This is a genomic window from Vagococcus sp. 211 (assembly GCF_056322705.1).
On the sequence record NZ_CM150475.1, the window covers coordinates 557828 to 582804 of the forward strand.

The 24977-nt window shown below is 36.0% G+C and carries 22 protein-coding genes; 18 read left to right on the top strand and 4 right to left on the bottom strand.

Annotation, left to right across the window (positions count from 1 at the left end):
- Window positions 1-31 precede the first annotated feature (31 nt).
- From ACVWM0_RS02775 to ACVWM0_RS02795, 5 genes are all read left to right on the top strand, one after another.
- The gene (locus tag ACVWM0_RS02775; protein WP_476473123.1) at window positions 32-2638 is read left to right on the top strand and encodes a serine hydrolase; all 2607 of its coding nucleotides are present in this window, start codon (window positions 32-34) and stop codon (window positions 2636-2638) included.
- A 78-nt stretch (window positions 2639-2716) separates the two neighbouring features.
- Window positions 2717-4237 carry a helix-turn-helix domain-containing protein gene (locus tag ACVWM0_RS02780; protein ID WP_476473124.1) on the top strand — a complete coding sequence of 507 codons (1521 nt, stop codon included), beginning with the start codon at window positions 2717-2719 and terminating at the stop codon, window positions 4235-4237.
- Window positions 4238-4337: 100 nt separating this feature from the next.
- Window positions 4338-5060, top strand: a complete 723-nt coding sequence (locus tag ACVWM0_RS02785) for an aspartate/glutamate racemase family protein (RefSeq protein ID WP_476473125.1) — start codon at window positions 4338-4340, stop codon at window positions 5058-5060.
- Between the two features lie 240 nt (window positions 5061-5300).
- Window positions 5301-6782 carry a GH25 family lysozyme gene (locus ACVWM0_RS02790; protein ID WP_476473126.1) on the top strand — a complete coding sequence of 494 codons (1482 nt, stop codon included), beginning with the start codon at window positions 5301-5303 and terminating at the stop codon, window positions 6780-6782.
- A 112-nt stretch (window positions 6783-6894) separates the two neighbouring features.
- On the top strand, window positions 6895-9150 hold the full coding sequence (locus ACVWM0_RS02795) for an NlpC/P60 family protein (protein WP_476473127.1): 2256 nt from the start codon (window positions 6895-6897) through the stop codon (window positions 9148-9150).
- 45 nt (window positions 9151-9195) lie between these two features.
- On the opposite strand, the gene ACVWM0_RS02800 is transcribed toward ACVWM0_RS02795, so the two are convergent.
- Window positions 9196-10224 carry a lactonase family protein gene (locus ACVWM0_RS02800; RefSeq protein WP_476473128.1) on the bottom strand — a complete coding sequence of 343 codons (1029 nt, stop codon included), beginning with the start codon at window positions 10222-10224 and terminating at the stop codon, window positions 9196-9198.
- Window positions 10225-10383: 159 nt separating this feature from the next.
- Between ACVWM0_RS02800 and ACVWM0_RS02805 the strand changes: the two genes are divergently transcribed.
- Both ACVWM0_RS02805 and ACVWM0_RS02810 read left to right on the top strand, forming a co-directional pair.
- The gene (locus tag ACVWM0_RS02805; protein ID WP_476473129.1) at window positions 10384-10737 is read left to right on the top strand and encodes a PTS glucitol/sorbitol transporter subunit IIA; all 354 of its coding nucleotides are present in this window, start codon (window positions 10384-10386) and stop codon (window positions 10735-10737) included.
- A gap of 30 nt (window positions 10738-10767) precedes the next feature.
- Entirely contained in the window at window positions 10768-11949 is a 1182-nt protein-coding gene (locus ACVWM0_RS02810) for an AI-2E family transporter (RefSeq protein ID WP_476473130.1), read from the top strand.
- Between the two features lie 14 nt (window positions 11950-11963).
- Here the strand turns inward: ACVWM0_RS02810 and ACVWM0_RS02815 are convergent, their stop codons facing one another.
- Window positions 11964-12575, bottom strand: coding sequence for an FMN-dependent NADH-azoreductase (locus tag ACVWM0_RS02815; protein WP_476473131.1), 612 nt, complete (start codon window positions 12573-12575; stop codon window positions 11964-11966).
- 214 nt (window positions 12576-12789) lie between these two features.
- Between ACVWM0_RS02815 and ACVWM0_RS02820 the strand changes: the two genes are divergently transcribed.
- From ACVWM0_RS02820 to nth, 8 genes are all read left to right on the top strand, one after another.
- Window positions 12790-13359, top strand: a complete 570-nt coding sequence (locus tag ACVWM0_RS02820) for a thymidine kinase (RefSeq protein WP_476473132.1) — start codon at window positions 12790-12792, stop codon at window positions 13357-13359.
- Between the two features lie 63 nt (window positions 13360-13422).
- A complete protein-coding gene (prfA, locus tag ACVWM0_RS02825; RefSeq protein ID WP_476473133.1) occupies window positions 13423-14493 on the top strand; it encodes a peptide chain release factor 1 in 1071 nt (356 codons plus the stop codon).
- Complete coding sequence (gene prmC / locus ACVWM0_RS02830; RefSeq protein ID WP_476473134.1) at window positions 14486-15337, top strand: peptide chain release factor N(5)-glutamine methyltransferase; 852 nt, start codon at window positions 14486-14488, stop codon at window positions 15335-15337. The genes prfA and prmC overlap by 8 nt, the downstream gene beginning before the upstream one ends.
- Window positions 15338-15357: 20 nt before the next feature.
- Entirely contained in the window at window positions 15358-16386 is a 1029-nt protein-coding gene (locus ACVWM0_RS02835; RefSeq protein WP_476473135.1) for an L-threonylcarbamoyladenylate synthase, read from the top strand.
- A gap of 46 nt (window positions 16387-16432) precedes the next feature.
- A complete protein-coding gene (gene glyA / locus ACVWM0_RS02840; RefSeq protein WP_476473136.1) occupies window positions 16433-17671 on the top strand; it encodes a serine hydroxymethyltransferase in 1239 nt (412 codons plus the stop codon).
- Window positions 17672-17753: 82 nt separating this feature from the next.
- Complete coding sequence (gene upp, locus ACVWM0_RS02845; RefSeq protein ID WP_476473137.1) at window positions 17754-18383, top strand: uracil phosphoribosyltransferase; 630 nt, start codon at window positions 17754-17756, stop codon at window positions 18381-18383.
- 110 nt (window positions 18384-18493) lie between these two features.
- A complete protein-coding gene (locus tag ACVWM0_RS02850) occupies window positions 18494-19198 on the top strand; it encodes a DnaD domain protein (RefSeq protein ID WP_476473646.1) in 705 nt (234 codons plus the stop codon).
- Between the two features lie 16 nt (window positions 19199-19214).
- Window positions 19215-19874 (top strand): endonuclease III, encoded by a 660-nt coding sequence (gene nth / locus ACVWM0_RS02855; RefSeq protein WP_476473138.1) that lies wholly within the window; start codon window positions 19215-19217, stop codon window positions 19872-19874.
- 16 nt (window positions 19875-19890) lie between these two features.
- On the opposite strand, the gene ACVWM0_RS02860 is transcribed toward nth, so the two are convergent.
- Complete coding sequence (locus tag ACVWM0_RS02860; RefSeq protein WP_476473139.1) at window positions 19891-20400, bottom strand: thioredoxin domain-containing protein; 510 nt, start codon at window positions 20398-20400, stop codon at window positions 19891-19893.
- Window positions 20401-20413: 13 nt separating this feature from the next.
- Window positions 20414-21007 carry an ATP-dependent Clp endopeptidase proteolytic subunit ClpP gene (gene clpP, locus ACVWM0_RS02865; protein ID WP_476473140.1) on the bottom strand — a complete coding sequence of 198 codons (594 nt, stop codon included), beginning with the start codon at window positions 21005-21007 and terminating at the stop codon, window positions 20414-20416.
- 301 nt (window positions 21008-21308) lie between these two features.
- On the opposite strand from clpP, the gene ACVWM0_RS02870 reads away from it, so the two are divergent.
- The 3 genes from ACVWM0_RS02870 (at window position 21309) to ACVWM0_RS02880 (ending at window position 24961) form a co-directional block, all read left to right on the top strand.
- Entirely contained in the window at window positions 21309-21878 is a 570-nt protein-coding gene (locus tag ACVWM0_RS02870; RefSeq protein WP_476473141.1) for a LemA family protein, read from the top strand.
- 33 nt (window positions 21879-21911) lie between these two features.
- Window positions 21912-23411 (top strand): TPM domain-containing protein, encoded by a 1500-nt coding sequence (locus tag ACVWM0_RS02875; RefSeq protein ID WP_476473142.1) that lies wholly within the window; start codon window positions 21912-21914, stop codon window positions 23409-23411.
- 149 nt (window positions 23412-23560) lie between these two features.
- Complete coding sequence (locus tag ACVWM0_RS02880; protein ID WP_476473143.1) at window positions 23561-24961, top strand: PTS mannitol transporter subunit IIBC; 1401 nt, start codon at window positions 23561-23563, stop codon at window positions 24959-24961.
- Window positions 24962-24977: the final 16 nt, after the last annotated feature.

Below are 24977 nucleotides of genomic sequence, written 5' to 3' on the forward strand. Positions count from 1 at the left end.
TAAATGAAAATGAACAAGGGGGAGCGTTTGTATGAAAAAAATATGGAGCATTATGTTGGTTAGTTTATCACTCTTGGTTGGCGTGACTGTTTATGGAGAACCGTCACAAGATAGCAGCAGTCCAATGGAAACTCATTCAGAAGAAATGATAGAGGATACATCGAGTGAGCCACCCTTAGAAGATGTGTTAATAGAAGAGGTACCGTCATCTCGTGACATCACTTCCCACAACAAAATTAGTGACAAGATAGATAAGGTAGCTGACACAAAGGCTTACCTTGTTTTACCACGTGAGATAGAGACTCTTTGGAATGAGGACTTAACGGACATGGTAGCTGTGCCAGATATGGTTAACACGAGAATTGTCATGACAAAGGATAAGGTAGTAAAGGAAGAGAAACGTTATCTTTCTATCTATACTTTGGAAGATGTTTTTATAGGTTATCTGTTAGATGATGGCATAAAGACCTCTCAAGAAATAGTAGAAAAAAGAGAAGTCATTGCAACTATTATGAGTATTACAGATGCTAAGCCACAGCTTTATAAGGACCTCCTGACTGATATTAGGGAAGACTCTTCAACTTTTGTGGATAAAACGATGAGAGGTACCAGTAAAATACAATTAATTGATGGAAGCAGCTACTATCAACTAGCTGATGGCAAGGGTGTTTTTCAAGGCTATATAAGCGTTGATGCTGTTGCGATTGTACCGAATGAACAAGGTAAATACCGCGGGTTAGGTGATTATGTGACGGTTAGCAGTCAAAAGGGTAATCTTTGGCAAAATTTTCAATGGAAGAAAAAGAAAGCCACTAAGGATGTTTATAGCCAAACGTTTATAGCCAAGGGTAAGTATGAACATCTTAACGGCTCGACTTACTATAGTTTATATAATAGTCAAGACGTATGGCAAGGGTATATTAATGCGTCTTCTGTCACAACTTCTAAAGGAAAGAAAGGGGTCCCATCACGTTACAATCAGTATGTGACAATAAAAAAAGATACATATCAGATTTATGAAAACTTTAATTGGGTGCGAATAGGAACATCTAAAAATCAGTTAAATAAAACTTTTTTAGGAACAGAAAGATACCAACATTTTAACGGTCAAAGCTATATTGGATTAAATGATAACGAAGGTCATTTCCAAGGTTATGTGAATCAAAAGGCTGTTAGTGAAGCGTCAGGACCGCAAGGGAAGTATCAAAGTTTTGGTAAGTATGTAACGGTGAGAGGTAAAAAAACTGTTACTACAAGTGATTTTAAGGGCACCCTGAAAGAAAAGAATAACAAAATTATTAATAAAACGTTCTTAGCTAAAGGAAAATATCAGCACGTAGATGGTACGATTTATTATAGTTTGTATAACCATAAAAATCAGTGGCAAGGCTATGTTAAGAGCACAGAAGTGAGTCTAGCTAAGGGGGCAGAAGGGACTTACCGAACATATAATAAGTACGTTACTTTAACTGACAGCAAAGGCAGTTTGTGGACTAATTTTAGATGGAGCAATAAGCGGAACATGGCTTCTTATAAAGAGAAAACCTATCTAGCAAAGGGTGTTTATAATCATTATAACGGTTCGACCTATTTGTCACTTTATGATCAAAAAAACAATTGGATTGGTTATATCAATCAATCGTTTCTGACAGTAGCAGAAGGTGCGCAAGGGAAGTATCTAAGTTACGGGAAAGACGTCATTGTCTCGAGTAAAAATTATTTAATTTGGAATAATTTCAATTGGGAGGAGCGTGGGCCAGGCAGTCAGTACGTTAATAAAACGTTCAAAGCACGAGGAAAATACAATCATTTTAATGGAAACAGCTATTATAGTTTGTATGATAACAAAGGGAAATGGCAAGGGTATATTAATGCAAAAGGGACAAAATTAGCCAGTACGCACCCTGAAAAAATGAAAAAAGTACAACAACTATTGAATAGAAAATACAATTCACCTAACTATGGTATTTATGTGACGAGTTTAGTTGATTCTAAGTCAACCGCATCAATGAATGGCAATAGACGTATGACCGCGGCTAGTACAGGGAAATTACCTGCGATGTACTATACTCAAAAAATGATTAACGAGAAGAAAATGAAACCTACGGACAAGTTTCTTTATACTGATGCTATTAATCAGATGCCAATGTACTCTTATATGCGAGGAGGGGCTGGTATTTTGCAAGGGCGTCCTTACGGAGGTTACTATAGTATTGATCAGATATTAAATTGGACGGCGAAGTATTCAGATAATCAGGGGGCTAACTTCTTAGGATACTACGGGGCCAATCGTTACAGCCCTGCAATGAGAAGTGACGTGTCTTCTGTTATCGGTCGAACGTGGGACTCGCCATTTTCTATTTCACCAAAAGAAAATGCTTTATTGATAAGTGCCATGTATCATCAAGGGGGAGCTGTTCTTGGGTATATGTCTAATACGATCTTTGATGATCAGCGTATCCCTAAATATCTTCCTGTCAGAGTCGCTCATAAAATTGGCGATGTCTTTAGTTACCAACATGATATTGCGATTATCTATACGAAAGAGCCTTACGTTTTGTCAATTATGACGCAAAATGGTGTGGGTTACGAAACGATTTCTCGAATGTCCAAAGATATTTATGATATTATGAAGTAACCTATAGAAGGATTATTAAGTAGATAATGACTTAATAATCCTTTTGTCACAATGAAAAGTAAAGGTGTGGTGATAGTATTGGAAGAGGATGTTTTAAATTTACTTGATAATCAGAACCGGTTGATACTAGACATGGTAAGTCTCATTTCTAAGAACAAGCGGTGGTACACCGTATCAGAAATCAGTGCCTCCCTAAACGTTGTAGAACGGACGGTTCAGCGTTATATTCACCAATTAGAAGATACGATTGCACAGTTTAATGCGTCCCAACGGATTCAAAATCAAACCATTGATATTACCTATGAAAAATACAAAGGCGTCTACTTGACGCTTAATAAAGGCAGTAATTATGCAGAATTTAAAGATTTTGTTCTAGAGAATGATTTAACTTTAACTATTTTGAAACAGGTGATGTTTGAAGAATTTAAGTCAATTAAAAAATACGCTATTGATTATTATGTGAGTGAATCAGCTATCCGAAAAAGCCTGAAAAAAATTGAGCGATTTTTGGATTTGTATCAATTGAGCCTCTCTAAAAAAGAATTTCAAGTATTAGGTGAAGAAAAACGAATACGTCTAGTGATGTATATTTTGGGCTGGACTATTTACCGCGGTAAATCTTGGCCATTCCATATGATTGATGAAAATAAAATACTTACGACAGTCGATAATTTTTCTGAGCAAGTTGGTTTAAGTTATTCTGTTATCCAACGAAAACAATTTGCTAACTTTTTAGGAGTGATTGTTTTTAGGGTTCGTAAAAAACACTACGTCACATATGAAGAGAACTGGAAAGATTATGTGGATTTAGATGTCTTACGCTCTGAATTAACCATTGTGGATCATTTTATGAAAGAGTACAATATCCCTATGGAAGCGGAGATTTATTATATGGTCTTACTACTTCAGACAAAATTAAAAACCTACGAATCTCAAAGTGTCTCGGAAAAAATAATTGCTCGTCATAAAACGAATCATTCTGATGTGTACCAAGCGACACAAAGCTTCATAAAAGAATTTGAGGAATGCTTTATTTCGATACCTGAAGAGCTTGAGGAACGATTTTTTATCACAAGTTTTTGTGCGCATCTTTATGGCCGATTATTTCCAAACATGTATGTCGATGTTGATGGTTATCAAGTATTAGGTGAGCGCAATGCTTATTATCCCACGTTACAACATAAAATGATTGATTTTTTGGACAAGCTCTATGAACAGACACAGTTTGATTTATTTTTAGAAGATGGTTTTTTATTGCCAAAATACATGTTACTTTTTTCTTCTATTGTGCCTGTTACTTATTATGAGCCTACTATCCGAATGTGTTTGGATTCAGACTTACCTTATTTGGTGAAACGTAATATGAAAGAACGTATTAGAGATCGTTATAAGTATGATTTTAATTTGCAATTTGTTGAGTTGTCAGAAGCAGTGACTGCTGATATTGTGTTGACGAACATACCTAACACGATGGAAGAGGAATTAAGAGATACTCATAAGGTTCATCTCTTTGATTTTCCGATTAAACTAAGAGATTTTACAGAAATTGAACGAAAGCTAATGAGTATTTCTAAAGAAATGACAGAGGCCCCTATCTAAATTGATTTTGACCTTTAATTTATGTCTTTTTTACAGTATACTTGTAAATTGAGATATGCGAAGAAACGAAAGTGTTACACACTACATTGGAGGTCATTAAATGGAACATTTTTTCACGATTATTGGTGGTATGGGAACCATAGCAACAGAGCTCTATATCAGAATGATCAATAGAAAAACCCATGCGTCGCGAGACCAAGATTATTTAAATTATATACTGATTAATTATGCGACCATTCCAGATAGAAGTTCTTATATTATGGATAAGGAACACAATGATAACCCATTGCCGTATCTATTAGATATTATCGAAAAACAAAATAAACTAGAACCTGATTTTTTCACCTTAACATGTAATACAGCTCATTATTTTTATAAAGACTTAGTCAAAGCCACAGATAAACCTATTTTACATATGCCCCAACTAGCAGTAGATGAGGTAAGTCATAATTATTCAGCAGGAGCAAGGGTTGGAATCATAGGCACAGAAGGAACGATTAAGAATAAAATATACGATCCCTTTATTGAAGAGGCTGGTTTTGAAGTGGTTCATCCGACAAAAGAAATTCAAGAGATGGTTAGTTATTTGATTTTTACAAAAGTCAAAGAACAAAATGAGATGGATACCGTATTGTATGATCGGATATTAGATAAAATGCTTCATCAACTAGGTTGCGATGTTGTGATGCTAGGGTGTACAGAATTATCCTTGTTAGAAGATGCTGAAGGGTTTAAAAACAAAAAAGTGGTAGACCCACAAAATATTTTAGCAGAAAAAACAGTAGAATTAGCACTATCTTATAGAGAAAAGGACTTAAAATAATTATTTTAAGTTCTTTTTTTGTCTAAAAATAACGAGATACATGATGAAAAATCCATTTTTTATAAAAAATAAATAGCTAAGAAGATATTTTTTTAGATGCTTGGCTAGCATCTACTTGATACCTTAAAAGTGTGATAAGGGAGATAATTAGGAGGAATTAGAATAAAAAACTAATGTATTGATTAAAAAAAGAGTGAATTGTGGTAGAATACATATAATTACTAAAAAGGGGGAATAAAGATGAAAATAAAAAAACATCGAGGCTATCTTTCGATGTGTGTGTTGGTATCAAGCGTTGTATTGTTTGGTATGAGTCAAACAAACTATGCAGCAGATGATGAACAGATCATATTGCAAGAATCAATGTCGGAACCACTATCAGAACCACTGAATGACAAAGACAGAGAAGATATGTCTATTGAATTAGAGGATGCTTTTGACGAAGAATTTATGTATCCTAATGGAAAATCTGATTTAGAGCCCGTACGTTTTGCTACTCGTGATATGGATAGAGCAACAGGGGTTTCAATCACAGATAAGAATAGACCGACTTCTAATTTTATCGACGTGTCTTCTCATAATGGTTTGTTAACGGTTGAACATTATCGTACTATGAAGAGTTACGGGGTAACAGGGGTTGTTGTTAAATTAACAGAGGGGTTAAGTTATCGTAATCCATACGCTGCGTCACAAATCAAAAATGCACAGGCGGCTGGGCTAATAGTATCTGCATACCATTACACATGGTTTACATCAGAAGAACAAGCAGGGCAAGAAGCGAATTATTTTGTCAGGTTTGCGAACGAATTAGGTTTACCAAAATCAACCTTAATGGTCAATGATATTGAAGACCCAAAAATTAAATATGAAAAAGTCGATCATACCGCTAATTCATTAGCTTTCCAAACGAAATTAAACCAATCAGGATATAACAATGTGAATCATTATATTGGGTTACATTGGATGAATGAAGGTCGAATTGACGTTAATAAGTTAGGCAAACAAAGTGTGTGGGTTGCAGCATATCCGTATAACCCAACGGCAGTACAATTGCATACGGATTTAGGGGCTTGGCAATGGACCTCTAGTATGACTTTTCCTAAAGTACCAGGAGTCTTTGATGTGTCCAACGACTATCAAGGACGTTACTCACTGCCATCTGAAGGCTCACCTGGAAACTATATTCCTGGTGATCGTTATATGACGATTAATCAGAAGGGCTATGATATTTATTCAAACTTTAAATGGAAGAAAAAGGACAGTACGGACAGATTATACGGAAAAACCTACTTGGCTAAAGGGCATTACGACCATAGCAATGGATTAACTTATTATTCACTGTACGATAGCAAAGATAATTGGATAGGATACTTTTATGATGGAGCAACCAAGGTGTCTTCTAAAGAAGGCGGCTATATTGCAGATGGAAGGTATGCTTTTATCAATAAAAAAGGCTACACCACTTGGCAAAATTTCAATTGGAGGCAAAAAGGAAAAACAACAGACTGGTATCAAAATACTTATAAGGTGAAAGGGAGATATCACCATTTTAACGGATTAACGTATCTTTCTTTTTATGATGGTAAAGATAATTGGCAAGGTTATATCGAAGAAACAGCAACGAAACGCACTACGTCTCGTCGAGGTAGTTTTATAAAGGCTGGGCGTTATGTGACGATTATTAAAAGAGGATATAGTACTTGGTCAAATATTTATTGCTAAAGGAGAGTATCATCACTACAATGGTTCTATTTATTACTCATTATATGACAATAAAGGAAATTGGTATGGATATGTTAATAAAAAGGCAACTAAATAAAAAGGTGGAGAGTAAATGAAAAAATCAAAATGGTTATTAACTATTTTATTGTTAATTATGTTTAGTAGCAAAGTAGCAGCTGAAGATTTAAAAGGTTTTCAATCTGAAATGGAGGGAGCTAGTTCTGAATTAGTTGTTGATGAGAACTTGTTAAAAGAAGAATTGATAGACGACACAACGATATCGTCTGTTATTGATGAAGATAATACTGAAGAGACAATAGAGATAAAAGACAAAGATACAACAGATTCAAATGTTATTGAGAAACCTCTTATTGATAAAGAAACGGAGGGATTTCAGCTAAAAGAACAGATTGTCACTGAAAAGATAACAGGCTACGTGACACTTGTAAATACTAAGCTAGAAGTGATATCAGATTTAGATGAAGAAGGAGTTGTATTAGAGTCTTCTCAGTTTTTAAACCAAACATTTGCATCGAAAGAAAAATACTATTTAACTGATGGTTTAGTTTACTATTCATTATATGATAATGGTAATAAGTTATTAGGTTATGTGGAAGAAAAATTTGTTAGATATGATAGAAAACCACAAGGTACTTGGCAAAAATATGAAAAATATATCCAAGTAAATGAGAAGTCAGCTGTTTTTTATCGGGATTTTGATTGGAATAAAAAAAATAATAAAGGGAATACTTACCAACAAACATATAAAACAAAGGGGATTTATTATCATGTGAACGGTAAAAAATATTATTCTGTTTACAATAATAAAGATAATTGGTTAGGATATTTAGACTCCACTAAGGGAAATGAAGTCACTTCAACTGAAGGAGAAGCTATTCCTGGTAATGGTTATGCCACATTTACTAGTCCTAATTATGCTATTTGGTCAGATTTGTCATGGACAAAAGATGGAGTAAGTAAACAATATTTAGGTAAAACCTATCGTATTGGAGATTATTATAATCATTATAATGGTTCAGTGTACTATTCACTATATGACAATGAAAATAAAAGGATAGGTTATGTAAATGCTAAAGCAACACAAAAAAATGAGGGAGCCCAAGGTAAATTTTTTAAAGGGAGTGGTTATGCAACCCTTACAAAACCATCATACGCGGTGTGGAAGAATTTCGATTGGTCCAAGAAAAATAACAGTAAGCAGTTGTTAAATAAAACGTACCGTATTGCTGGTTACTATAATCATCGTAATGGAGCTACTTATTACTCTTTATATGATAATAAAGGTAACTGGCAAGGGTATATTAATGCGAAGGGAGTGACAAACAGTTCTAATAAACAGGGGGCTTTTATTAAAGATAATAGCTACATGACTGTATCGAAATCTGGTTATAATGTATTTCAGAATTTTGATTGGAAACAAAAATCAACAAGCCGTACTCATTTGAATAAAACATATAAAATCAAAGGTCGCTACTACCACTATAATGGTTCAACATATTATTCATTTTATAATAATAAAGATAATTGGCAAGGTTATATTAATAAGAATGCTGTAATCCTAACAAAGGGAGCAGAAGGTAAATGGCAAAAATATACTAAAGATGTTGTTGTTGTTAAAAGTAACTACAAAGTATTTAAAAATTTCCAATGGGAAGAAAAAAATCATTCAAATAAGATGTTAAATAAATCTTATAAAGCCAATGGTCAATACAAACATTTTAATGGCTCTACATATTATTCCCTTTATAACAATAAAGGTGGCTGGGAAGGCTATATCAATGCTAAAGCTGTGAATAGTAGTCGAACAGTTGGGACGTACCTTGGTACGACTCGCGAAGATATATTAGCCAACCTACAGCGTCATCAAAATGATAACTATTACTTAGGTACTCCTTTTAGAGGGTTAGGTGCTGGAACATACGAGGACCGAGTGTTAAGTCCAAATGGTCGACCAAATCACTTCGGACCTGGTATGAACTGTGCCGGATTTGTTGCTGTAGCTTACAGAGATGCAGGTGCTAACATTTACCGATTGAAACAAGATTCTAATTTATATGGTGGTGTTGGTAATGCTTATAACTGGAAAACAGCATTTGTTCGTCAGAACTTAGAGCATTATAAATTTAACTCAGTTCAAGAATTACTAAACAGTAACAAAGCTAAAAAAGGTGATATTTTCTATTTTGAACCAGATTTTAGTAAACCTGGTTATGACTCTCACATTGGTATTTTCTGGGGAAATAATGGCATGCACAATTTAGGATGGCATTCGACATACAACAACAATATGTCACGTATTGCTTCAGGCGCACCATTCACTCAAGTTTATTTATTCCCAGTAGATTAAAAATAAAAAGTTAACAAAGAGTTGTCTTTGTTAACTTTTTTTTGTTTATTTAAAGGTCACACACACAATTTCAGGTGCGTAGATGTCTTTTTGTGCTAAGGTTAATATTCCCGTTTCCATGTTTCTACTGAAAAGGGTCAGGTTATCTGTGTTTTGGTTGGCAACAATTAACCAATGACCGTCAGGGGTTATATCAAAGTCACGAGGAAAATCACCTTCAACAGAAATCAGTTGAATCAGCTCAAGATGAGTGCCATCCATAGAGGTTTTGTAAACAGCAATGGAGTTGTGTCCTCTATTAGAGACATAGAGAAAATCACCGTCTTGGGACAAACGAATAGCAGCTCCACCATTAAAATCTGTATACTCAACAGGTAATGTAGAAATCACCTGTTTTTCAGTGAAGCTACCAGAAGCAGCGTCATAACTTAAAACAACCACGTCACTTGATAGCTCACCAAAGAGATAAGCAGTAGAGTTGTTTGGATGAAAGACTAAGTGTCTTGGTCCTGTTCCGGGTTGTGCTTTAAAGGTGGCAACTTCCCTTAAGTACCCTTCTTCTGATACATCATAAGTATAAACCGTATCTGTGCCTAAATCGCAAGCGACTAGACGATTATCTGGTGTTAGATCAGCATAATGTGCATGAGGGACTGTTTGGTTGTCATGAGGCCCACTTCCGTTATGTTGTACAGTATCAACAAGGGACAAAGAACCGTCAGCCTGTATCCTATAAGTTGAAATGGTACCTTTATGGTAATTAGCATCGAACACTAGTTGACGTTTATTATCTACTGCGACATAACAAGGAGGGGCTCCTTCTGAGGTGACTCTATTAATGAGTTGATAAGTCCCATCACCCATTAATTTGTAGCTAGCCAGTCCACCTTTTCCTTCTTCTTTTGTGACGCTGTATAAGGTCTCTTTTTCTGAATGAGCCAAGTAGGTAGGATTGTCTTCTTTAATTAATTCTTCTAGAGTAGAAAAGGAACCTTCGGCTGAATCAAATAAAATACGATAAATTCCTTTGCTATCTTTTTTTGTATATGAACCCAGTATTAATGTGTCTGTCACTGTATACACTCCTTCATATCATAATAATAAAAGTATAACACAGAAGGTTTATAAAAAAGAAGGGAGACTCTACTGGATTGAGATTCAAGGAAAACGTCTGTATTTTATGCTATAATTAGTAGGTATAAGTAACAAAATAAATGACAAGGTAGTGAGAGTATGAACGTAGCAAGCGTAAAAGAAATAGGACAAAAAGCACTTCATCCAGATGATAAGTTAATTATTTTGTTTGGTGAAGAAGCCACCAAGGAATTGAAACAATTTTCAGTGATTCAAAAAGTAATCAAAGAAAAAGACTTTGATTTAAAAGAAGGGGATACGATTCTTTTTGATGATGCTTCATATACGATCAAAAAAGTAGGACCTCATGCTAACAAACATCTTAATGAAATGAGTCATGTGAGCCTAGTATTTAGTGAAGTAGAAGAGGATCATAACATGGCTAATGCTCTTTATTTAGAGCCATATCACTTACCAAATATCCAAGTAGATACAGTTATTAAGTACCAATAAAACATAGAAAAAGGCAAAGGAGGAGTGAAAATGCCGGGAGAAAATCGAGAAAAATCAACGTGGTTTAACCAACGATTTTTAAATAATCAAATGGTGACGAGTCTATTGGTTGTGTTACTTTGTTTACTCATTATTTTAATCTTTACAAAGGTATCACATCTATTTGCTCCTATTGCACAATTCATGGGAATTGTTGGATTGCCCATTGTTATATCTGGGTTACTATTTTATATCTTCAATCCAATCGTCAATTTCTTCGAAAAAAAAGGAATGACACGAAATTTAGCGATCACCTTATTATTTATTATCATCTTTGGTTTAATCGCTTGGGGAATCGTCATTTTAATTCCAAAAATTGAAATGCAAACAAAAAGTTTAATCAATGAATGGCCGAGTTACTGGGCAGCTATCGAAGAAAAGGTGACTGAATTTTTTAACATTCCATTGTTTGATAAGATTCAAGAACCTCTTGAAAAATCAGTCACCGAATTTTTTAATTCCATCTCAACAATTGCTAAATCTATATCAACCAATGCCTTTAAAGGAATTGGTAATGTTGTAGGGGCAGTGGCGAGTATTGTGGTATCTGTGGTGATGGTGCCATTTTTCTTATTTTATTTATTGAAGGATGGGCACAAATTAGCGCCAAATATTTTAAAAGTGTTACCAACAAAAGCAAGAAAACCGACGATGAATGTGTTAACAGACATCAACAAACAGTTGTCTTCTTATGTTAGAGGACAAGTCACAGTAGCTGTTACGGTAGCTATCATGTTTATGACGGGCTTTTCAATCGTTGGTTTAAACTACAGTGTCACGTTAGGTGTCTTAGCAGGATTTTTAAATTTGATTCCTTACATAGGTTCAGCTATGGCAACAATACCGGCGATTCTTTTAGCTATGGCAGCAGGACCTAAGATGCTGATTGCTGTTATTTTGGTTTTTGTTATAGAGCAATTAATTGAAGGGAAATTTGTTTCTCCTCTGGTATTAGGAAGTCAAATGAAGATTCATCCTTTAACCATTATTATTGTGTTATTAACAGCAGGAAAACTATTTGGTGTACTAGGTGTTATTTTAGGAATACCAGGTTATGCCGTGATTAAAGTAATTTTTACGCATCTTTTTTCTTGGTACAAAGAAGTATCTGGCTTATATACCTCAGATATAAAGACAATAAACTTAATAGAAAAAGAAAAAACATCGGAATAATATCCGATGTTTTTTTAGAATGATTGAGCGATGTCTGTCGCTTGTTGAGCCAATGATTCCATGATCTCTTCTGATTTAGAAGGGTCATGATCAATACCTTCAATGTAAATTCCAGCGTGATCTGATACGCCCACAAAAGCTAAAGCTGTTTTTACAAAGGTTGAAGCAAAATCTTCCCCATTGTAAATACCGCCGCTTGATTGAATATGTAATACTTTTTTATCTTCTGTTAAACCAACAGGTCCTGTGGCTGTATATTTAAAAGTAGTACCTGATACCATAATTGTATCAACCCAAGCTTTCAAACGTGTGGGAACATTTAAGTTCCATAATGGGTTAGCAATGACAATTTTGTCTGTTGCTAAAAATTGTTCGGTTAGTTCTTTAAAACGGCTAACTTTCTTTTGTTGCGCTTCTGTCAGCTCTAATCCACTAGCTGCGTTTGTCCAACCTTGTAACATCTCTTCGTCGATTTCTGGAATAAAACTGTTGTACAAATCTAACACAGTGACTTCATCTGTCGGATTTTCTTTTGTATACGCGTCTAAAAACGTATCTAGAATAGTCACTGTACGAGAGCCTTCTGCGTTTGATGGATGGGATTTGATTACTAAAACATTTGACATTTTTCTTCACCTTTTTTCTACATAATCTACTTATAAATGATAAGTAGATATCTAATATATCTTAAAGATTCAATAAAAGTAAAGGGGTAAAACGTAAAAAGAAGAATATTCCTAGTGAACACTGAAAAAAATTACCTATAACTGGTTGTTCTGGATGATTTTTTTGTCGGTTTACAGTATACTATCATAGGACAATTAAAGGAGAGATTCAGACATGGCACAATTATTTTTTAAGTACGGGGCAATGAATAGCGGGAAAACCATTGAAATATTAAAAGTCGCTCATAATTATGAAGAGCAAGATAAACCAGTGGTACTGATGACCAGTGGCTTAGACACAAGAGATGAAGTGGGGACAGTTTCAAGTCGCATCGGATTAAAGCGTCCAGCTATTCCTATCTATTCTGACACAGATGTCTACCAAACCATACAAGCTATTAGACCGAAGCCTTACTGTGTGTTAATTGATGAGTCTCAATTCTTAGAAAAGCATCATGTCATTGCGTTAGCTAAAGTGGTGGATGAACTGGACGTTCCTGTGATGGCTTTTGGCTTAAAAAATGATTTTAAGAATGATTTATTTGAAGGATCTAAATATTTGCTACTTTATGCAGATAAGCTAGAGGAACTTAAAACCATTTGTTGGTTTTGTCATAAAAAAGCGACCATGAATTTAAGAGTATCTGATAATGAGCCTATCTACACAGGGGAACAAATTCAAATAGGCGGAAATGAAGCTTACTTTCCAGTTTGTCGAAAACATTATGTCAATCCACCTTTATAAAAAAGAAAAAGCAATAATTAGAAAAACATGCTAAAATATATGAGATGAGAAAGGATGAAGAACATGTTTGATCAACTACAATCCATAGAAGATCGTTACGAAGAGTTGGGAGAACTTTTAAGTGATCCAGAAGTCGTAAATGATACGAAGCGTTTTATGGAATTATCAAAAGAAGAAGCTAGTACCCGAGAAACTGTTGCGGTGTACCGTAGATATAAAGAAGTCTTAGAAGGTATTAAAGAAACCGAAGAATTACTAGGTGAAAAATTAGACGATGAGATGCAAGAATTAGCCAAAGAAGAATTATCTGAATTAAAAAATGAAAAAGAAGAATTAGAAGAACAAATCAAGATTCTTTTATTACCAAAAGATCCAAATGATGATAAAAACATTATTATGGAGATTCGTGGTGCTGCTGGTGGGGATGAAGCGGCATTATTTGCAGGAAGCCTCTTTGAAATGTATCAAAGTTATGCTACGTCTCAAGGTTGGAAGTTTGAAGTAATGGAAGCCAATATCACTGATATCGGTGGTTACAAAGAAGTAACTATCATGATTACAGGAGATAGTGTGTTCTCTAAACTTAAATACGAGAGTGGGGCTCACCGTGTTCAACGTGTGCCATCGACTGAATCACAAGGTCGTGTTCATACATCAACTGCTACAGTAGTCGTATTACCAGAAGCGGAAGAGGTTGAATTAGAGTTAAATGACAATGATATCCGTGTGGACATTTATCATGCCAGTGGAGCTGGTGGACAACATGTTAATAAGACAGCTTCTGCGGTTCGTTTGACCCATATACCAACAGGCGTTGTTGTTGCGATGCAAGATCAGCGTTCACAACTTCAAAACCGTGAAAAAGCGATGAAGATTCTTCGTGCCCGTGTGTATGATCAATTACAAACAGCTAACCAAAGCGAATACGATGCTAACCGTAAATCCGCAGTAGGAACAGGAGATCGTTCTGAACGAATTAGAACGTACAACTTCCCTCAAAACCGCGTAACGGATCACCGTATTGGTTTGACTATCCAAAAATTAGACCAAATTTTGTCAGGAAAATTAGATGAAATTGTGGATGCGTTGATTATTTATGATCAAACCGCTGAATTGGAAAAATTAAATGGATAATTTAAATACCTATTTTGAAGTCCTTAACTGGGCTTCTTCTTTTTTAGAGAAGGCAGGAAAAGAAGCTAGTATTGCGGAATATTTATTGATGGAGAGACAACAGTTTAGTCGAACAGACCTATTGCTTCATTTAAGAAAGCCGATTCCTAGTGAGGTTAAGCAGCAATTACAAGCAGATTTAGAGTTAATATTGGCAGATATACCACCTCAATATATTATTGGTTTTTGTGATTTTTATGAGCACCGTTTTAAAGTGAGCACCGCTACTTTAATCCCTAGACCTGAAACAGAAGAGTTGGTGGCACTCTGTCTATCTGATAATCTAGAGGTAAGGGAATCGTTAAAGGTCATAGATGTTGGCACAGGAACCGGGGCAATAGGCTTGTCATTAAAGAGTGCGAGACCGAATTGGGAGGTCATCATCACAGATATTTCTCATGAGGCACTGCTTATTGCAAAGGAGAATGCTGAACAGTTACAAGCTAGAGTGAGAGTGGAACAAGGTAGCACCCTAGAACCTTTAATAGAGAAGAAGGAGTGGGTGGATATCATTGTGTCTAATCCTCCCTACATTGATTTAGATGAATGGGATGTTATGGATGACTCTGTTCGCAAACATGAGCCTAAAACAGCACTGTTTGCTGATAATAAGGGGTTAGCCATCTATGAAAAAATAGCACAAGAAGCCCCTCTTGTTTTAAAAGAGGATGGACGTATGTATTTAGAGATTGGGTACCGTCAAGGAACAGCCGTTCAAGCATTATTTCAAGAGGCATTCCCAAACAAACAAGTACATATTATAAAAGACCTTTCTGGTTTAGATAGAATAGTTAAAGTCAGCTAAGTTAAGGGAAGTGTAAATAAATGGAGACAAAGAGACTAACAACGACTGAAATAGACGAAGCAGCAAAATTACTTCAAGAGGGAGAGCTTGTCGCTTTTCCAACTGAAACAGTATACGGTTTAGGTGCCGATGCTAGGCAAAGTGAAGCGGTTGGCAAGGTTTACGCCGCTAAAGGACGCCCAAGCGATAACCCATTAATTATTCATGTGTCAGACCCAACACAAATTGAAGAATTTGTAACGGAGATTAGTGACACAGCACAACAATTAATGACTCGTTTTTGGCCAGGACCGTTGACGATTATTTTAACATTAAAAGAAGAAAGTGGTTTACCTAGTAATGTAACAGGTGGTTTAGGGACAGCGGCTTTTCGTATGCCAAACAATGCGGCTACTTTGGCTCTCATTAATGCATCTGGTACAGTACTTGTTGGACCCAGTGCGAACACATCAGGCAAACCAAGCCCAACAACAGCTGAGCATGTCTACCATGATTTACATGGCCGCATATCTGGTATATTAGATGATGGTGCGTGTGAAGTAGGCATTGAATCTACGGTGATTGACTTGTCTGATAAGGATAAAACGCCACTTATTTTACGACCAGGAGCTGTGACACAGGAGGAATTGGCTGATGAGATTGGGGAAGTATCTGTGGATCAACACATCTTATCTGAATCCGAAGCACCTAAGGCACCAGGCATGAAGTACAAACACTATTCTCCTGAAACGCCTGTTGAGATGGTGGATTATCATTTGAACAATTGGGAATTAGCCATCCAACATCCTGAGCGACAAAAAATTGGTATTTTAGCCAATGATAGTATCATAACAGCGTTTGGTGAGGGACTAAGTTGTTACTCGTTAACAAAAAATAATGTAGTAGAAGAAGCCATGACGCATCTCTTCTCAGGTTTGCGTTATCTTGATACGTTAGACTTGGATGTCATTCTTGTACAAACCTTTCCAGAAGAAGACAGAGGGATAGCTTATATGAACCGCTTAAAAAAAGCAGCCAATCAAACCTATGTGGACGTCGATTTTAAATAAACTATGGTACAATGAATAAAAAGAAGAATATGAGGTGTTTTTTTATATGGGATATAAACAAGAAGATGCAGTATTATGGGATGCGATTGAGAATGAAAAGAAACGTCAAGAAAATAATATTGAATTAATTGCCTCAGAGAATTTTGTTTCAGAAGCAGTAATGGCAGCACAAGGCAGTGTGTTAACCAATAAATACGCAGAAGGTTACCCAGGTCGTCGTTACTACGGTGGGTGTGAATTTGTGGATGTGGTAGAAAATTTAGCGATTGATCGTGCGAAGGATTTATTTGGTGCAGGATTTGCTAACGTACAGGCCCATTCTGGTTCACAAGCTAATACTGCGGCTTATTTGGCTTTAGTAGAACCTGGTGACACAATTATGGGGATGGATTTATCAGCTGGTGGCCATTTAACACATGGTTCTCCTGTTAACTTTAGTGGCAAGACCTATCATTTTGTATCGTATGGTGTGGACCCTATTACAGAAGTGATTGATTATGACGTGGTTAAAATTTTAGCTCGTAAGCATCAACCCCAACTAATTGTTGCTGGAGCGAGTGCTTACTCTCGTGAGATTGATTTTGCTAAATTTAAAGAGATTGCTGATAGTGTTGGCGCAAAATTAATGGTAGATATGGCTCATATTGCGGGACTCGTAGCGACGGGATTACACCCAAGCCCAATGCCTTACGCTGATATTGTAACTTCTACAACGCATAAAACATTAAGAGGACCTCGTGGTGGATTGATTTTAACGAATGATGCTACCTTAGCTAAAAAAGTAAATAGCAACATTTTCCCAGGTATTCAAGGTGGCCCATTAGAGCACGTTATCGCGGCAAAAGCGGCAGCGTTTAGAGAAGCTTTATTACCAGAATTCAAAGAGTATTCTGAACAAGTGATAAAAAATGCGAAAGCTATGGCTCGTGTTATCAATCAAACACCAGGTATTCGGTTAATTAGTGGTGATACTGATAACCATTTATTATTGATAGATGTAAGTGATCTAGGTGTTACAGGTAAACAAGCAGAAGCTATTCTTGATACTGTTAATATTACAGTGAACAAGAATTCGATTCCGTTTGAAAGTTTAAGTCCATTTGAAACAAGTGGTATTCGTATTGGTACACCAGCGATTACAAGTCGTGGTTTCAAAGAAGAAGACTCTGTCAAAGTAGCTGAGTTGATTATTAATTCTATTATAAATCGTGACAATGATGAACAATTAGAAGCAATAAGAGGCGAAGTAGCGACATTAATAGAAAAACATCCTCTTTATAAATAATAATTTAGGCGATTGACTAGTCAATCGTCTCTTTTTCCGTTACAATAGATTGGAAATAAAATTAATAAAGGAGAATCACGATATGGGAAAATTTCAAGTAATTGATCATCCATTGATCCAACACAAGCTTACTATTATCCGCGACAAAAATTGTGGAACAAAAGTATTCCGTGAAGTTGTTGATGAGATCGCAATGTTAATGGCGTATGAGGTATCAAGAGATATGCCGTTGGAGGACGTTGAAATAGAAACACCAATGGGTAAATCTATTCAAAAATCACTTACTGGTAAAAAAGTAGCGATTGTTCCAATTTTAAGAGCAGGAATTGGTATGGTTGACGGAATGTTAGAATTAATTCCAGCTGCAAAAGTAGGACATGTCGGTTTATATCGTGATGAAACCACGTTAGAACCTGTGGAGTATTTCGTTAAGTTACCAGCGGATATCGCTGAACGTCAATTGTTAGTGGTTGACCCAATGTTAGCAACGGGTGGATCGGCTATTATGGCTATCGACTTATTGAAAAAACGTGGCGCAACAAACATTAAATTTGTTTGTTTAGTTGCTGCACCTGAAGGAATTAAAGCTTTACAGGACGCTCATCCAGACATTGATATCTACACAGCAGGTCTAGATGAAAAATTAAATGAAGAAGGATACATCGTACCAGGTCTTGGAGATGCTGGAGATCGTTTATTCGGAACAAAATAATTTTAAAGTATCTTAGTAGGTTCGCTTACTAAGAGCTTTTTTTATTGTCTCAAAGATTAGTCTTTGAGAGAGAAAGTTTGTTATACTAGTTAGGAAAGTGAGTGAACGGTATGATAGGATTCAAAACATTACTAAACCATCAATTTACAACAATTTCCAATTTATTATTGGACTATTACCATAAAATAGACATGAATGAGAGAGAAATTTTATTTTATTTTCAATTATTGAAATACGAGCAACGAGGCATTGATTTCCCTAATATGGAAGATATTTCAAAAGAAATGGGTTTACCTTTAGATGTCTTGTATGGTTTGCTTGAGCAATTAATAAAAAAAGGCTGTATCCAGATTGAAACCATCAAGAATGGAAAAGGTCAGACAGAAGATCGCTATGACTTAACTCCTGTGTACGATAAAATTAATTGGTGCATTGAAAGTGAAGAGAAGCAAGAGGTAGTAAAAAAAGAAGTGAATCAAATTGGTGAATTGTATCAACGTTTTGAGAGAGAATTTGGTAGACCGTTGTCACCTATGGAAATAGAAAATATTCAACTTTGGGTTAGTCAAGATAACTACGCTGTTGACATCATTGAGTTAGCTTTAAGAGAAGCGGTATTAAATCAAGCTTATAGTTTTAAATACATTGATCGTATCTTACTTAGTTGGGAGCGTAAAAATTTACGTTCTAAAGCCGCGATTCAAGCGAGTCAGAAGAAACGGGCAGAAGAAGTAGGTCGACAAGTAACACAAGAGAATGAAGAAGAAGAGTTACCACATATTCCTCTATACAATTGGTTAGAGAACGATCATTAAAGAAAGGTAGAATGTGATGCTGTCAAAAAAAAGAACAATAGAAGCCATTGACCGAATGAAAGAGATGTATCCAGATGCCCAGGGAGAGCTGGATCACGAGACACCTTTTCAGTATCTTATAGCGGTTATGTTAAGTGCTCAAGCAACAGATGTTTCAGTAAATAAGGCAACCCCTCGATTATTCGAAGCTTATCCAACGGCCGAGTTACTAGCGAAAGCGCCTCTAGAAGATGTATCAGACCGGATTAGAACGATTGGTTTATATAAGACCAAAGCAAAGAATATTATTAAAACCTCTCAGATTTTGGCGACACATAATAATGGACAAGTACCAGAAACGATTAAGGATTTGGTAAAATTACCTGGGGTTGGTATTAAGACAGCCAATGTCGTAGCAGGGGATATGTTTGGTGTGCCGGCCATTGCTGTGGACACGCACGTGGAAAGAGTCTCAAAACGATTACGTATTTGTAAACAGTCTGCTTCAGTTGGGGAAGTAGAAGACATGCTAATGAAAAAAATTCCTGAAGAAAGATGGGTAGACACTCACCACACGATGATTTTATTCGGTAGGTATCATTGTGTCGCAAGAAGTCCTAAATGTGAAGGGTGCCCCTTACTTGACTTATGCCAGGAAGGACAAAAAATAATGAAAAAGAAAGAGCTGGAAGCTTAATTCCAACTCTTTCTTTTTATTTTTCGATTAAAGCGATTAGCGCGTCATCGGTAATTTTTTGATCGAACACAGTATCGTTAATAATCATGGTTGGGATGAAGAACACATTAGATTCTTTTGTTTCCTCAACAATGGCTTGTAATACTTTAGTATCTGTTTGTAATGTTAGACCTAATTCTTCTTGAGCAAACCGAGCAATGTCTTCATCAGAAGCCATATTTCCCCAGATATCCTGAGTCTCGAAAATCGCAGAAATCGCGTCAATCGCAGTGTCGTCATTGGGAACATGATGATGCATAATATTCCCTTTAGCGAGTGCTGGACTTTCTTTATCAAATAATTTAATGGTGTGTTTGATTCGACCAGAAGTGACATAGTCATTCAGTAAACCATGACGTTCATCCCACCATTGTTTACAGAAAGGGCAACGTAGATTAGTGAATTCAACGACCGTAATAGGTGCGTCTTCGTTTCCTAGGGTAATGCCTAAATCTGTCTTAATTTTACTTGTATCGATAGCTTCCATAAAGTAACCCTCTTTATTTTAGATTTGAACTGTTTGTCATAACTTCATCAATTAAGCCATATTCTTTAGCTTGTTCAGCTGACATAAAGTTATCTCTATCTGTATCTTTTTCGATAACTTCAATAGGTTGACCTGTATTTTCAGATAAAATACGGTTTAAGCGTTCACGGGTATTTAAGATGTGACGTGCAGCAATCTCAATTTCAGTTGCTTGACCTTGAGCGCCTCCTAGAGGTTGGTGGATCATGATTTCTGCATTAGGTAAAGCAAAACGTTTCCCTTTTGCTCCAGCCGTTAATAAGAAACTTCCCATAGAAGCTGCCATACCTAAAACGATGGTTTGAACGTCTGCTTTGACGAAGTTCATTGTGTCGTAAATAGCCAAACCAGCTGAAACACTACCTCCTGGTGAGTTGATATATAAGAAAATATCTTTCTCAGGGTCCTGTGCATCTAAGAATAGTAATTGTGCAATCACTGCATTGGATACATTATCGTCAATGGGACCACTTAGCATAATAATGCGGTCTTTCAAAAGTCTAGAATAGATATCGTAAGCACGTTCTCCACGAGACGATTGCTCGATAACTGTAGGTATTAAATTCATATAAAGTTCCTCCTAAATTAATCATTCGCATCCTTATTTTAACATACTTCAAAAGGGTGACCTAGATAAAAGTTTAATACAAAGGTCAATAAAGGTCAAAGGATTCATCTTTCTACATATATTATGATTAAAAATAAAGGAAATTAATTGTATAATAAGTCGTATTTTTATATAGTATAATAAATAGAACAAGGGACATCTCTAGGTCTTAGGTCTGATGTGAGGTCAAATATGATAGACTATACTTGTCATATAAAAGATTTAATTGTCATTGTTTTGTAACAATAAGGAGGTCATAGGAATGAACAAAGGAAATAAAACAGGATTAATTATTGGTGGGATTGTGGTACTAATTATTGGCTGGGGTATTATGTCTTACAATAGTTTGGTATCACGTGAAGCAGAAGTAGACAGTCAGTGGGCTAATGTTGAATCTAAGTTACAACGACGTTATGATTTAGTCCCTAATTTAGTGAACTCTGTTAAAGGTAGTATGAAACAAGAACAAGAAGTATTTGGTAACATTGCAGATGCTCGAGCTAAAATGTCAGGTGCTAAATCAGTAAAAGAAGTGTCTGAAGCAAGTGGTGAAATGGAATCAGCCTTGTCTCGGTTATTGGTAGTCATGGAAAATTATCCAGAACTTAAATCAAACGAGAATGTTAATACATTGATGACACAACTGGAAGGAACAGAAAATCGTATTTCTGTTGAGCGTGATCGCTACAACAAATCGGTTAAAAGCTACAATGTTTCGATTAAACGATTCCCGAAATCAATCATCGCTAACATGTCAGGATTTGACCAAAAAGAGTACTTTGAAGCAGAAAAAGGTGCTGAAAAAGCTCCCACTGTTGATTTTGATGAGTAAAAAGTGAGTCTCTTTATATAAGGAGGTGGATGTATGCGTCACATAGAACGTGTTAAAAAAAGCATGATGAGTGGTCTTTTAATCGTCCTCTTTTTCTTTGGCTGGATGACAGGTGTTTCTGCAGATAGTATTTTTGTGGAAGATAAAGCAGGTATTTTAACAACAGAAGATAAACGTTATATAGAAGAAATAAATGAAGTGAGATTTAAAGAGTTATCAGGAAGTCCACAATTGGTCGTTGTCACATTACCAAGTCTAGATGGGGATTCGATTGAAAATTATGCAGAACAGAAATTCAAAGCCTTAGGTATCGGTGATCAAAAGCTAGACAATGGTTTTCTTTTTGTCATCTCAATTGAGGATAGAGCGTATCGTTTGGAAACAGGGTATGGGGTAGAAGATGTTATCACAGATGGTATGAAAAATGATGTGGTGACGGAGGATATCACAGAATTACTACAAGATGAAAACTATGAAGCGGCAACAATGGCAATTACGAAAAACATTGAGTCCTTAGTATTGGCAAGATATGGTGATTACGAAGCGTCTAAAGAAGCGATTATTGCTAAACAAGAGAGAGAAGATAAAATAGGTCACATGATTCTAATGGTTATCTTTGGTATATTAGCATTGGTTTTATTAGCGGTAATATGGTATTTCTTAAAACTTAATCGTTTAAAACGTCACATTCATCGAGATTACATTGATTCTAAAGTAAGAGCATTTGTCTATGATGAAGGAAACATTGGTTTAGTCAGTCATTCACCTGTGTTAGAGGAGGTAGCATTAGGGGCATTTTTAGCGAAACGCTTAATGTTTTTACCTAGTAAAAAATCCCTCTTGAATGATAAGGAAAGAATGACGGATTGGATTGAGTCTTATTTATTGAAAGACAGTGTGATTCAGTACTGGCAACATTCTAAAAAGTTGAATCCGTATTCTCTAGATATTTACTTGGATACTAAATACCGTAAGGAACTTCTAGAAACGCAGCAACAATGGCGCGATGTTCCTCGATATCCTTTAATGTCTAATCCTTATTTAACCAAGGATAAAATGGCAGATATCGGTTATTATTTGTCAGGTATTACTGAAGACCACAGACAAGCTTTGGCTGTAACAGAAAAGAATAAAGCAGTGATGTCAGAATTATGTAATGCTTATCTTGTTAAGAGAGGAGTTTCCTTTAGAAGCAACATCGACCATAATTTAGTGGTTGCTCTAATGGGATATTACTTCTTTAAAGGCAAAGACTTATCAAGAACAGATGTGTTAAATAATCTATTATTAGATGATCAAAACATGAACAGTGCGTATCGTTTTGCTGAAAAACAACGCCGTCAAATTGACCGCAATAAACGCCAACAAGCGTTGAATGATTTAACGAATATGACATTAGGTAGTTATTATATGCAAACACTCATTTGGTCTAGTTACCGTAGCAATCAAAGCGGCGGTGGCGGAGGCTTTGGAGGAGGATCAAGCTTTGGAGGAGGCTCATCTGGTGGTGGTGGGTTCTCTGGAGGTTGGTAAGAAAGAGTAAGGAGCTAACGCTTCTTGCTTTTTTTTATGCAAAGAAAGACATGGCACAACTTTGTGACAAACTCGACTCTGACTAATCTTGTAAGCGAAACCAATAGGAGATATGCTTAAGATACAATAAAAATTAAGGAGTGATTTTAATGGGGACAACATCACAAGGTTCTAAAGCGAAGGTCCAAAAATTTGGTAGTTTCCTAAGTGGAATGGTAATGCCAAATATTGCTGCATTTATTGCATGGGGGCTATTAACGGCATTATTTATTGAGACGGGTTGGTTGCCAAATGAACAGTTAGCAGAGATTGTAGGACCAATGATTACCTACTTATTACCAATCTTGATAGCCATTTCCGGTGGTAAACAAGTCTATGGTGATCGTGGAGGCGTTATTGCTGCAATAGCAACCATTGGTGTTATTGTAGGTTCTGATGTTACGATGTTTATAGGAGCAATGGCAATGGGGCCATTTGCAGCATGGGTATTGAAAAAATTCGATAGTCTATTTCAAGACAAAGTTAAATCAGGTTTTGAAATGTTATACAACAATTTTTCAAGTGGAATTATTGGCTTCTTATTAGGTATCTTAGGCTTCTTTATCGTCGGACCTTTTGTTAGTATGTTTACAGATTTAATGGGAAATGGGGTTCAATGGATTTTAGATAATGGTTTATTACCGTTCTCAAATATCTTGATTGAACCTGCCAAAATTTTATTCTTAAATAATGCTATTAATCATGGAATCTTGACACCATTAGGAACCGAGCAAGCCATTGAAGGTGGTAAGTCTATTCTATTCTTACTAGAAGCTAACCCTGGACCAGGTCTAGGTATCTTACTGGCTTACGTTATGTTTGGTAAAGGTAGTGCAAAATCATCTGCCATTGGTGCTTCTGTGATTCATTTCTTAGGTGGGATTCATGAAATTTACTTCCCTTATGTATTAATGAACCCATTATTATTCTTAGCAGTTATTGGTGGTGGGGTTGCAGGAACCTTCGTTAACTCTATTTTAGGATCTGGACTAGTTGCAGCTGCGTCACCAGGATCTATCTTTGCCATCCTAGCAATGGCACCAAAAGGTGGAATGTTATCGGTTATTTTAGGGGTATTAGCAGGAGCGGTTGTTTCATTCTTAATTGCTGCGGTTATTTTAAAGGCTTCTAAAAATGAAGAAGATACATTTGAAGAAAAAGTATCTGAAGTAAAACAAAGCAAAGCTGAAGCAAAAGGCCAACAAGTTGAAGCAGTAACACCAGTTCAAAACGACACAGTTAACAGAGTTATCTTTGCTTGTGATGCTGGAATGGGATCAAGTGCTATGGGTGCCTCTCTTCTTAGAAAGAAATTTAAAGAAGCGGGTATAGAGATTGATGTGACAAATAGTGCTATCAACAATTTACAAGAAGAACCTAACTTATTAGTGATTACTCAAATGGAATTAGCCGAACGAGCACGCGTCAAAGTGCCAAATGCTGAAATTATTCCAGTGGAAAATTTCTTGAATAGTCCAAAGTATGAAGAATTAATTCAACGATTAAAATAGTAGATAAAAAAGAATG